The sequence below is a fragment of the Olleya namhaensis genome (assembly GCF_900114005.1).
Taxonomy (GTDB): domain Bacteria; phylum Bacteroidota; class Bacteroidia; order Flavobacteriales; family Flavobacteriaceae; genus Olleya; species Olleya namhaensis.
In genome coordinates, this window is sequence record NZ_FORM01000004.1 from 293525 (window position 1) to 305034 (window position 11510).

11 protein-coding genes are annotated in these 11510 nt (G+C 32.8%); 6 read left to right on the forward strand and 5 right to left on the reverse strand.

What is annotated here, in order from left to right:
- The first annotated feature begins 32 nt into the window (after nucleotides 1-32).
- From BMZ09_RS08550 to BMZ09_RS08575, 6 genes are all read left to right on the forward strand, one after another.
- Nucleotides 33-986, forward strand: a complete 954-nt coding sequence (locus BMZ09_RS08550) for an acetyl-CoA carboxylase carboxyltransferase subunit alpha (RefSeq protein ID WP_090839478.1) — start codon at nucleotides 33-35, stop codon at nucleotides 984-986.
- Between the two features lie 256 nt (nucleotides 987-1242).
- The gene (dnaB, locus tag BMZ09_RS08555; protein WP_090839479.1) at nucleotides 1243-2775 is read left to right on the forward strand and encodes a replicative DNA helicase; all 1533 of its coding nucleotides are present in this window, start codon (nucleotides 1243-1245) and stop codon (nucleotides 2773-2775) included.
- A 21-nt stretch (nucleotides 2776-2796) separates the two neighbouring features.
- Nucleotides 2797-3831: an AI-2E family transporter gene (locus BMZ09_RS08560; RefSeq protein WP_090839481.1), complete on the forward strand. Its 1035-nt coding sequence runs from the start codon at nucleotides 2797-2799 to the stop codon at nucleotides 3829-3831.
- A 145-nt stretch (nucleotides 3832-3976) separates the two neighbouring features.
- Entirely contained in the window at nucleotides 3977-5161 is a 1185-nt protein-coding gene (locus tag BMZ09_RS08565; protein ID WP_090839483.1) for an asparagine synthetase B, read from the forward strand.
- A 140-nt stretch (nucleotides 5162-5301) separates the two neighbouring features.
- Nucleotides 5302-5571 (forward strand): EF-hand domain-containing protein, encoded by a 270-nt coding sequence (locus BMZ09_RS08570; protein WP_090839487.1) that lies wholly within the window; start codon nucleotides 5302-5304, stop codon nucleotides 5569-5571.
- Nucleotides 5572-5584: 13 nt separating this feature from the next.
- The gene (locus BMZ09_RS08575) at nucleotides 5585-6679 is read left to right on the forward strand and encodes an adenylate/guanylate cyclase domain-containing protein (RefSeq protein ID WP_090839489.1); all 1095 of its coding nucleotides are present in this window, start codon (nucleotides 5585-5587) and stop codon (nucleotides 6677-6679) included.
- A gap of 2 nt (nucleotides 6680-6681) precedes the next feature.
- Here the strand turns inward: BMZ09_RS08575 and BMZ09_RS08580 are convergent, their stop codons facing one another.
- The 5 genes from BMZ09_RS08580 to thrS form a co-directional block, all read right to left on the reverse strand.
- Nucleotides 6682-7485: an HAD family hydrolase gene (locus BMZ09_RS08580; RefSeq protein WP_090839491.1), complete on the reverse strand. Its 804-nt coding sequence runs from the start codon at nucleotides 7483-7485 to the stop codon at nucleotides 6682-6684.
- Between the two features lie 162 nt (nucleotides 7486-7647).
- Nucleotides 7648-7992 (reverse strand): 50S ribosomal protein L20, encoded by a 345-nt coding sequence (gene rplT / locus BMZ09_RS08585; RefSeq protein WP_090839493.1) that lies wholly within the window; start codon nucleotides 7990-7992, stop codon nucleotides 7648-7650.
- A 100-nt stretch (nucleotides 7993-8092) separates the two neighbouring features.
- Nucleotides 8093-8290 (reverse strand): 50S ribosomal protein L35, encoded by a 198-nt coding sequence (rpmI, locus tag BMZ09_RS08590; RefSeq protein WP_090839495.1) that lies wholly within the window; start codon nucleotides 8288-8290, stop codon nucleotides 8093-8095.
- A gap of 93 nt (nucleotides 8291-8383) precedes the next feature.
- Entirely contained in the window at nucleotides 8384-8893 is a 510-nt protein-coding gene (gene infC / locus BMZ09_RS08595) for a translation initiation factor IF-3 (RefSeq protein WP_262496857.1), read from the reverse strand.
- A gap of 70 nt (nucleotides 8894-8963) precedes the next feature.
- Entirely contained in the window at nucleotides 8964-10898 is a 1935-nt protein-coding gene (gene thrS, locus BMZ09_RS08600; RefSeq protein WP_090839499.1) for a threonine--tRNA ligase, read from the reverse strand.
- Nucleotides 10899-11510 lie beyond the last annotated feature (612 nt).

Genomic DNA, 11510 nt, shown 5'->3' on the forward strand with positions numbered 1-11510 from the left:
TAGCTAACAAATAAACAAAACTATCATTCCCTATGGAATATTTAGAATTTGAATTACCGATTAAAGAACTAGAAGAGCAACTAGGAAAGTGTCAAATTATTGGAGAAGAGAGTGATGTAGATGTGACACAGACTTGCAAGCAAATTGAAAAAAAGCTTGTAGCAACAAAAAAAGAAATATACAAAAACCTTACCCCATGGCAACGTGTACAAATGTCACGTCACCCAGATAGACCTTATACCTTAGATTATATTAAATCGCTTTGTGGAGAGTCTTTTTTAGAGCTTCATGGAGACAGAAGTTTTAAGGATGACAAGGCTATGATTGGTGGTTTAGGTAAAATTGGAGATCAAAGCTTTATGTTTATTGGTCAACAAAAAGGGTACAATACAAAAACTAGACAATACCGTAATTTTGGTATGGCTAACCCTGAAGGGTATCGTAAAGCATTACGACTAATGAAATCTGCTGAGAAATTCGGAATTCCGGTTGTAACTTTATTAGATACGCCAGGTGCTTATCCTGGTTTAGAAGCTGAAGAACGTGGACAAGGTGAAGCTATTGCCAGAAACATTTTAGAAATGACACGTTTAAAAGTACCTATTATTACCATAGTAATTGGTGAAGGTGCTTCAGGAGGTGCTTTAGGTATTGGAGTAGGAGATAAGATCATGATGTTAGAAAACACATGGTATTCTGTTATTTCGCCAGAATCTTGTTCTTCTATATTATGGAGAAGTTGGGAATATAAAGAGTTAGCTGCTGAAGCGTTAAAGTTAACGCCTACAGATATGAAAAAAATGAAAATTGTTGACGAAATCATTAAAGAACCTCTGGGAGGTGCTCATTCTGATAGAGAAACAACTTTCAAAACGGTATCTGAAGCAATCGTTTCTGCTTATGATGAGTTTAAAAACTTATCACCAAAGGATTTAGTAAATAAGCGTATCGAAAAATATTGTGACATGGGAGTTTTTAAGGGTTAAACCTTATAAAACCATTTGCTAACATAAATCTGAAGTTTAGGCTTCAGGTTTTTTTTATGCTTATTAACAAAAAATCAGACTTATTAACACTATAAATGTTGATGACCTGTTAAGATTGAGTAACTTTGTAATTCAATTGTTCTTAACAATTTATTTACTTTCGCTAAGTCTTAAATTAGGTGGTTTTGAACTACTTATTAATCAATATTTAACCAAAAAATCATTAAGTTTTTTAACTTAAAATTAGAACAAATCAATGAAGCAACCCAATCAAGTAAAAGGCTATCAAGTTGATAGAAGCACCATAATTAACCTTGAAAAAGGGAAGATTCCACCTCAAGCTTTAGATTTAGAGGAGGTAGTACTTGGTGCTATGATGATTGATAAAAAGGGTGTGGATGAAGTAATTGATATTTTAAGTGCTGATGCCTTCTATAAAGAAGCACATCAACACATCTTCGAAGCTATCTTTATGTTGTTCCAGGAAAGTCAACCTATTGACTTATTAACAGTTTCGACGCAATTAAAGACAAATTCGAAATTAGATTTAGCTGGTGGAGATTTTTACTTGATTTCCTTAACGCAAAAAGTATCGTCTTCTGCCCATATTGAGTTTCATGCACGAATTATTTTACAGAAATTTATTCAGCGTAGTTTAATTAAGATTTCTTCAGAGATTATTGAAGAAGCTTATGACGAGACGCAGGATGTTTTTGATTTATTAGATAAAGCAGAATCTCGACTTTACGAAGTAACGCAAGGAAACATTAAAAAATCAAGTGAAACAGCACAAGATCTTGTAATACAAGCCAAAAAGAAAATTGAAGAAATCTCCAAAAAAGAGGGGATGAGTGGAGTGCCTTCTGGTTTTAATAAACTAGATAAACTTACTTCTGGATGGCAAGAAAGTGATTTAATTATTATCGCAGCACGTCCAGGTATGGGTAAAACCGCCTTTACTTTGACAATGGCAAGAAATGTTGCCGTAAATTCAAATATACCAGTTGCCTTTTTCTCTCTAGAGATGGCATCAGTACAATTAATTACACGTTTAATTTCTAGTGAAACTGGATTGTCTTCAGAAAAACTAAGAACAGGAAAATTAGAAAAACACGAGTGGGAACAGCTTAACGTAAAAGTAAAAGCTTTGGAGAAGGCACCACTATTTATTGATGACACACCTTCGCTTTCTATTTTCGATTTACGTGCAAAAGCGCGTCGTCTAGCTTCACAACATGGTATTAGAATGATCATGATTGATTATTTACAGTTAATGACAGCTGCTGGTTCAGGTGGTAACCGTGAACAAGAAATATCAACTATTTCGCGTAACTTAAAAGCATTAGCTAAAGAATTAAGTTTACCTGTAATTGCACTTTCACAATTATCGCGTGCTGTGGAAACACGTGGAGGAAGTAAACGTCCTTTACTTTCCGATTTACGTGAATCTGGTGCAATTGAGCAAGATGCCGATATTGTAAGTTTTATTTACAGACCGGAATATTATAAAATTGACGAGTGGGATGATGAAGAGCGTTCTCCTACAGAAGGTCAAGGTGAGTTTATTGTAGCAAAACACCGTAATGGTGGTTTAGAAAGTATTAGACTTAAATTTATCGGACATTTAGGTAAGTTTGATAACTTGGATGATTTTGATACACCTTTTGGTCAAGAGTTTCATAGTAAAATGAATGCTGCCGCAAATGACAATACATTTGCTCCAGATAATTTCCCTTCTGCTAACGATGCTTTTGGTGCACCGGAAGAAGATAATGATGTACCTTTTTAATATAAATTAACTATTACTTTGATGGATAAAATCAAAACTACTAATTACCTACTTTTAATAATTGTAATACCAATTATATTTTATCTATTAAAAGTGTTGTCTTTTATATTTGTACCATTGGTATTTTCAATGTTTATAGCATTACTATTTTTACCATTGATGCGTTTTTTACGCAAGCGTAAGCTTCCAAAAGCAATTAGTGTTTTAATAGTGCTTTTAGTGATTGCATTAGGTGTTAAGTTAGGAGTTGAGCTAGTTAAATTATCAAGTAAAGAAATTATCGCTTCAGATTCTCAATTTTTTCATAAGGCAGAAGACAAAATCAATCTTTTAATTGATAATACAGAAGCTTTCTTTGGAGTGGACAAAGTAGAAGGTAGTAGATCATTAACTAGACTTTTAAATAAAGACGCACTATTAAGTAATCTATCACCAACCATTAGTTTTATTACTAAATTTTTGACAGCGTTATTAATGACGACGTTCTTTGTTGTGCTTTGGTTGGCGGAATCTATAAATGTAGAGCAGTTAATTAATAAGACCATTTTAAAAAAGAAACATACCTCTATCAAAACCTTTATGAAGATAGAAAAGGACTTAATTAAATTCATTAAAGTTAAGTTTTTAGTAAGCTTCCTGACAGGTGTTTTTACAGGGTTAGCATGTTACTTTTTTGATGTTAGTTTCCCTATCTTTTGGGGTTTATTCGCATTCTTAATCAATTTTGTTCAAATGGTAGGTTCTTTTATAACAGTAATACTATTGTCTCTTTTTGCATTTGTGGAGTTAGAAACGTCTAGTAAACTTCTGTTTTTTGTGCTATCAATTGCAGGTACACAAGTATTATATGGAAGTATTTTAGAACCTGTATTTATGGGTAAATCTTTTTCTATAAACATTATAGCAGTCTTGGTTATGTTAATGTTTTGGGGCTTTATTTGGGGTATTCCTGGGTTAATTATGGCAATACCAATTACAGTGTTTTTAAAAATTATTTTAGAGCAATTTCCAAGAACAAAGATCATCTCAGATCTGCTTTCTGGGTCTCCTAGTTAATTTAATACTAATCTCTTTTTTTGAAGTCGGTTTTTTAAGTATCTTTCAATTTATAAAACCATCTTTTTAAATGAAAAAAATAGCAATATTTCTATTTCTGTTTCTATTTGCAAACCAATTGTTTGCGTCGTACATCCTTATTCCTATGGATGCGGATACTCAGAAAAATCATTTAAAAGCTTATGGTATAACTTATTGGACGCTAGAAAAAAATGTAAAAGTTAAGTGGCTACTTAACTATAGAGGTGGTGCTTTTTTGTTGCCAGATAGTGCAGAAATTCAGCGAGAATGCCAAATTAGAGGTGTCAGTTTTGAGATTATATCAGATTCTAAAACACAACAAATTCTAGAAGATATTGCTAGTCCAAGTAAAAACATGGAAGCAGTAGTCTTAGAAAAAGCACCAAAAATTGCAGTCTATACACCACAAGGAAAATTACCTTGGGATGATGCAGTTACTATGGTATTAAGTTATGCCGAAATTCCATACGAAACAATCTATGACGAAGGCGTTTTAAAAGACGAGTTATTATTATACGATTGGTTGCATTTACACCACGAAGATTTTACAGGACAGTTTGGTAAGTTTTATGCTAGATACCGTCAAGCAGCTTGGTACATCCAAGAAAAAAAGGAAGCGGAAGCTTTAGCCACAAAACTTGGATATTCTAAAGTATCAGAAGAAAAACGTGACGTAGCACTAAAAATTAGAGATTATGTTGTTGGTGGAGGGTTTATGTTTGCCATGTGCAGTGCAACCGAAAGTTTTGATATCGCATTATCCGCAGCAGGAATAGATATATGCGAGCCCATGTTTGATGGAGATGCCAGTGACGCTAACTACCAATCCAAATTAGACTTCTCTAAAACGTTCGCTTTTAAAGATTATACATTAGAGCGTAGTGCGCTAGTCTATGAGTTTTCAAGTATTGATATGACCATGAAACGTAAAATACCTAAACAAACGGACTATTTTTCGTTAATGGATTTCTCTGCTAAATGGGATCCAATTCCTAGTATGTTATGTCAAAATCATACGGCATTGGTTAAAGGGTTTATGGGACAAACAACCTCGTTTACTAGAGACCAAATAAAGTCAAACGTATTAGTCATGGGAGAAAATAAAACAAATGGAGAGGCTAAATACATTCATGGTATAAAAGGAAAAGGCTTTTTTACATTTTATGGTGGTCACGACCCAGAAGACTATACACACCAAGTTGGTGATCCTAAAACCGAATTGGAATTGCATCCAACATCTCCAGGTTACAGATTAATACTCAATAATGTGTTATTCCCTGCAGCAAAAAAGAAAAAACAGAAAACTTAATATTTGGGCGTTACCACAAGGGTCAGGCTCTCAAGGCTCGCACTCTGCGAGGTGCTCAAACAAACCTTTCCATCCTTAACGCATCAGGACAATCGTTAGGTTTAAATTATAAATCAGTATTCATTCAATCTAAAAGTATTATGTCAACAAAAGATCAAATCCTAAAAAAAATAGAAATTCTAATTACTAATCATTTTGATTCTCCTCAAAAAGCTTTTTCGTTTTTTGATAACGATGGTGATAAACAATTATCTAAGTCCGAAATTAAAAACTTATTACAAGAAGCAGAAATTAGTGGATTTATTCGAGGTATAGTGTCTTCAAAACTTATTGAAGGATATGATAAAGATGGCGATGGTTTAATAAGTTGGTCAGAGTTTCAATTAGCTTTAGAAGAGATTTCTGAATAATCCACTCTACAATTTGAAAAACATTGTATTTCCATTTGTAAGGCTATTAATTGCAACCATTATATTTTGGTCGTTTTCCTTTTGTCTCTTTATTACAGTACGCTATTACCAAGTGGGCACAGAAGGAGGAAAGGCATTTCAAACAGGAAAAGGACTTCAAGAATTAGATGCGGATGTTGTACCGTTCATTTATTGGTTAGAGTTTGGACTCTATGCAGGAATTGTAGTGGGGTTTGTATATGCAATTGTAGAGTTTCTCTTTCAAAAATTACATTTAGACAAACTAGCTACAGGTTTAGTTTTATTGCAGAAGTCATTTATTTATCTACTAATGTTGGTGTTGTCAACAAACTTTATTGTTCACTTAATAGAAGTTCAGATTGATAGAAATCTACCTAACGAGTCAGGATGGTGGATAGAAAATAAGGTGTTTTGGTTAGTGGTTGGTTATTTTGTAATCTGTTCATTAATATTTTCTTTCTTTAAATTAGCAAAAGAAAACTTTGGAAGAGGTGTGTTTTTCAATCAACTTATCGGTAAATATAAAAAACCAAGAGAGGAAAGGCGCATTTTTATGTTTCTAGATCTTCAAGCGTCAACAACTATTGCAGAACAATTAGGGCATTTTAAGTACAGTGAGTTAATTCAAGAGTGTTTTTACGATCTAAATCATGTACTGCCTAATTTTGACGCAGAGATATATCAATATGTTGGAGACGAGGCAGTAATTAGTTGGTCTTTTGATAAAGGAATAAAAGATAATAACTGTGTTGAGTTATTCTATAAATTTCAAGATAGATTGCTTAAAAAGCAAAAATCTTACATCAAAAAATTCGGTTTACTCCCTAAATTTAAAGCAGGATTGCATGGCGGAAAGTTAATTGTAACAGAAGTAGGTTCGATTAAAAAGGAGATTGCATATCATGGTGATGTTATTAATACATCAGCAAGAATACAAGGAGAATGTAATACCTATAATCAAACCTTACTTATTTCAGAAATACTGCTGCAAAAACTAAAATTGCATAAGTATAAGTTGGAATCTATAGGAAATATAGCTCTAAAAGGAAAAGAGCAGGAGGTGAAGCTGTTTTCTATCAATAGGTAAGTTTATTTTAGACTAGCTATTAATTGTTTGATAATGTGTTCTACACCATTGTCATCATTAGTTTTAGTGCTATAATTAGCAATATTTTTTACATTAGGATGCGCATTTTCCATTGCATAGCTAAAATGCGCTAATTTCAGCATTTCTATATCATTATTATAATCGCCAAAAACCATAGTTTCTGCTTCACTTATATTATAAAGTTCTTGTATATGCTTTATAGCATAACCTTTATTAGCGATGTTTTCCGAAATATCCACCCAATGATTTGCAGATACTTTTACTTTAAAATCACTTTCAAGATGCTTTACAGCTGGATAAATGTGTTTTTCAGAGCTTTCCTCATGATACAGTGCTATTTTATAAACAGGTTCCTTAATATCATCTAAGCTATCTATTACATCGTAATTGGAGTAGTATTCACTTAAAAGCGACATCAGTTTTTTAGATTTACTAATAACATACGCTTTGTCTTTTGTGCAAAACACTGGATGTGCATCATGTAATGTCGTTACCAACTTGGCAATACTATTTAAGTTATTTGGATTAAATGTATTCGAAAGTATCAACTTATTATTTTCTACCGCTAATCCACCATTCTCAGAGACTATAATAATATCATCTTTTATAGTTGCCAATTTGTCAATCATACTATAGTATGGACGTCCACTAGCAGCAACAAAAAGTATGTTTTTTTCTTTTAATACTTTGTACAATTCAAAAAACTCAGCACTGACTTCGTGGTTTGAGTTTAATAAAGTACCATCTAAGTCAGATACGATTAATTTTACTTGGTTTAAAATCATAAGATAGCATTCTATTTGTTGTAAAATTAAAGATTACGATTGGTAAAAGACAATTATTAAAGTTAAGTTATAATTAAAAGGCATAAAAAAATCCGATTCAATTAAGAATCGGATTTTCTATGTTATAAGCGAAGTATTGTTATACAATTGGCAAAATGCCTTTTATTTTACTTTGTTCACAATTGCTTCAAAAGCATCTGGATTGTTCATCGCTAAATCAGCTAAAACCTTACGGTTTAATTCGATATTGTTAGCTTTTACTTTCCCCATAAATTGTGAGTAAGTCATTCCATGTAATCTAGCTCCAGCGTTAATACGCGTGATCCATAATGCACGGAAAGTTCTCTTTTTATTTCTACGGTCTCTGTATGCATATTGCATAGCTTTGTCAACCGCGTTTTTTGCTACTGTCCAAACGTTTTTACGACGTCCAAAGTAACCTTTTGCTTGTTTAAGCACCTTTTTTCTTCTGGCTCTTTTGGCAACAGAATTTACTGATCTAGGCATAATTTTAATGTATTTTGTAGTAGGCGGTTAATTAATAACACTTTGTATTGGCCTAACTCCAGGGTTTATAAATAATAATTTGTAACCAATTAAGGTAATGTTACTTTAAACGCATCATTACTTTAATGTTGTTCTCATCCGCTTTATGTACTAAACCGTCATGAGTTAACTTAAGCTTACGCTTTTTAGACTTCTTTGTTAAGATGTGACTCTTAAAAGCGTGCTTTCTTTTAATTTTACCAGTACCTGTAAGCTTGAAACGCTTTTTAGCACTAGATTTTGTTTTCATTTTAGGCATTTTGTTTCCTAGTTTTAATTATTTCGCTTATAATATTTTTAGTGCTAAACATGTTTAGCATCTTGATAATCTATATAGTTAGACTTTTAAAATCTACTTCTTTGGAGCAATAAACATTGTCATACGTTTCCCTTCAAGTCTTGGCATCTGTTCTACTTTACCAATTTCTTCCAAATCTTGGGCTAAACGTAATAATAATATTTGTCCTTGCTCTTTAAACACAATCGATCGTCCCTTAAAGAAAACAAATGCTTTTAGCTTTGCACCTTCTTTTAAGAATTTTTCGGCGTGTTTCTTTTTAAACTCGTAATCATGATCATCTGTTTGTGGTCCAAACCGAATTTCTTTAATTACAACTTTAGTAGCCTTGGATTTTAATGCTTTTTCCCGCTTCTTCTGTTCATAAAGAAACTTCTTGTAATCCATTATTTTACATACAGGTGGAACTGCTTTTGGCGAAATTTCTACCAAGTCAAGTTCTTGCTCTCTCGCAAATTCTCTTGCCTCTTTAGTGGTATAGATTCCTACTTCAACATTCTCTCCAACTAGACGCACTTTTTCTGCTCTAATCTTACCGTTAATGTTGTGCTGATCTTCCTTAATGATTCTTGCCGGACCTCTTGATCTTTTTCTACGTATTGCTATGACTTATATATTTTAGTTAAACTTAATTTTAAAATTGTCTTTTTGTCTTATTAATCTCTGTTTTAACAATCTCTGCAAAGGTATCTACACTAATCGTGCCTAAATCTTCACCGCCATGTTGTCTGACAGATATCATGTTTTCCGCTTCTTCTTGCTCTCCAATGATAATCATATAAGGCGTTTTACTCATTTCAGCCTCTCTAATCTTCTTACCAATGGTCTCACTTCTGTTGTCTACAAGTGCGCGAATCTCGTGATTTTCTAGCAAAGTTAAAACATTTTGACCGTATTTCTCGTATTTCTCACTAAGAGTTAATATAGAAACTTGATTTGGCATTAACCAAAGCGGAAAATTCCCACCAGTATGTTCTAATAAAATGGCTATAAAACGTTCCATACTTCCAAAAGGAGCACGGTGTATCATTACCGGTCTGTGCGATTCATTATCACTACCTTTATAAGATAATTCAAAACGTTCAGGTAAATTATAGTCAACCTGAATAGTTCCTAATTGCCATTGTCTTCCTAAAGCATCCTTTACCATAAAGTCTAATTTAGGACCGTAAAAAGCAGCTTCGCCAGTTTCTATAACATAATTTAAGTTTTTATCCTTGGCAGCATTTATAATTGCTTGTTCCGCTTTCTCCCAATTTTCTAAACTTCCAATATATTTTTCTGGCTTTTCTGGATCACGTAAAGAGACTTGCGCAGTAAAGTTTTCAAACCCTAAAGATCCAAATACATATAATACTAAATCAATAACGTTTTTAAACTCTTGGTCTAATTGATCCGGAGTACAAAAAATATGAGCATCATCTTGAGTAAAACCTCTAACTCTTGTTAAACCATGTAATTCTCCACTTTGTTCATATCTATAAACTGTACCAAATTCAGCAAATCGTTTTGGTAAATCTTTATAAGACCATTGCATACTGTTGTATATCTCACAGTGATGTGGGCAATTCATTGGTTTTAGTAAAAATTCTTCACCTTCTTTTGGTGTAGTAATAGGTTGGAAGCTATCAGCACCATATTTTTCATAATGTCCAGAAGTAACATAAAGTTCCTTTTGACCAATATGTGGTGTAACAACCATTTCATAACCAGCCTTTTTCTGTGCAGCCTTTAAAAAATCTTCTAAACGCTCACGTAAAGCAGCTCCTTTTGGTAACCATAACGGTAAACCAGCACCAACTTTCTGAGAAAATGTAAAAAGCTCAAGCTCTTTACCTAATTTTCTGTGATCACGTTTTTTTGCCTCCTCTAAAAGATGTAAATATTCAGTTAATTCTTTTTGTTTAGGGAAAGATGTTCCATACACACGTGTTAATTGTGGTTTATTTTCATCCCCTCTCCAGTAAGCACCAGCAACAGATAATATTTTTACGGCTTTAATAATCCCGGTATTTGGGATATGTCCACCACGACATAAATCAGTAAAAGTAGCATGATCACAAAAAGTGATAGTACCATCTTCTAGATTTTCAATTAATTCAGTTTTATATTCATTGTCTTTATATAAAGACAAAGCATCAGCTTTAGTTACAGATCGCATAGCAAACTCATGTTTACCTCTAGCAATCTCTAACATTTTATTTTCAATAGTCTTAAAGTCTTTATCAGTAATCGTTTCATCACCAAAATCTACATCATAATAAAACCCATTATCAATCGCAGGACCAATGGTTAATTTGCTTTTCGGATACAACTCCTCGATAGCCTGAGCTAAAACGTGAGCAGAACTATGCCAAAACGCTTTCTTTCCTTCATCATTCTTCCAAGAATATAATATAAGAGACCCGTCGGTTGTCAACTGTGTTGAAGTTTCAACCGTTGTACCATTAAAACTTGCCGAAATAATATTTCTAGCCAATCCTTCACTAATACTCTTAGCAACATCCATAGGTGTAGAATCTTTTTCAAAAGATTTCACACTACCATCAGGTAAAGTAATTTTTATCATCAATATCAAATTAGGCTACAAATATAATAGGATAATAATAGACTGGCAATACAAGTATTAAGTAATACTAAATAAATTCTGCCATATTAAAACAAATAGGGCGTTACCCAAAGGGTCGGGCTATCACTACTCGCTTTTTTTTGCAAATCATATACCTTATATATAGTGTAGTATTTAAAATAATCAAAAGTCATAATACTATAAGGTATATAAAAAAAAAGAGCTCAAACAGACCGTTCTATCCCTAACGCGTTGCAAATCAGCAAACAGATTTCAATACAGCCAACATTTGTAATCTTGAGGTAATTCAATCCTAAAATAAAAATAAAAAATATAATATTGTAACACGCTAAGCACAAAGGATTAAAGACAGATGTTATCTTTAAATTAAAAAAAGATTACTAAAAGGGTTGTGGGAACCAAAAAGGCTTGTATATTTGCACCCCGAAAACGACGTAACTATAACAGGTTATTTAGCAATTAGGAAACGTTCAGAGAGTTATAATGACAGTGATATAAAAAAGATTCAAATCTTTTTAAATAAAGCTTGTGGGATTTAAAAAAGCGAATTATATTTGCACCCGCTTAAGGAAATAACATCTTAAGAGACAG

Bases quoted from the DNA above. Each gene is read 5' to 3' on its own strand.
- BMZ09_RS08550 (WP_090839478.1), top strand. From the start codon at position 33: ATGGAATATTTAGAATTTGAATTACCGATTAAAGAACTAGAAGAGCAA.
- dnaB (WP_090839479.1), top strand. From the start codon at position 1,243: ATGAAGCAACCCAATCAAGTAAAAGGCTATCAAGTTGATAGAAGCACC.
- BMZ09_RS08560 (WP_090839481.1), top strand. From the start codon at position 2,797: ATGGATAAAATCAAAACTACTAATTACCTACTTTTAATAATTGTAATA.
- BMZ09_RS08565 (WP_090839483.1), top strand. From the start codon at position 3,977: ATGGATGCGGATACTCAGAAAAATCATTTAAAAGCTTATGGTATAACT.
- BMZ09_RS08570 (WP_090839487.1), top strand. From the start codon at position 5,302: ATGTCAACAAAAGATCAAATCCTAAAAAAAATAGAAATTCTAATTACT.
- BMZ09_RS08580 (WP_090839491.1), bottom strand. From the start codon at position 7,485: ATGATTTTAAACCAAGTAAAATTAATCGTATCTGACTTAGATGGTACT.
- rplT (WP_090839493.1), bottom strand. From the start codon at position 7,992: ATGCCTAGATCAGTAAATTCTGTTGCCAAAAGAGCCAGAAGAAAAAAG.
- rpmI (WP_090839495.1), bottom strand. From the start codon at position 8,290: ATGCCTAAAATGAAAACAAAATCTAGTGCTAAAAAGCGTTTCAAGCTT.
- thrS (WP_090839499.1), bottom strand. From the start codon at position 10,898: ATGATAAAAATTACTTTACCTGATGGTAGTGTGAAATCTTTTGAAAAA.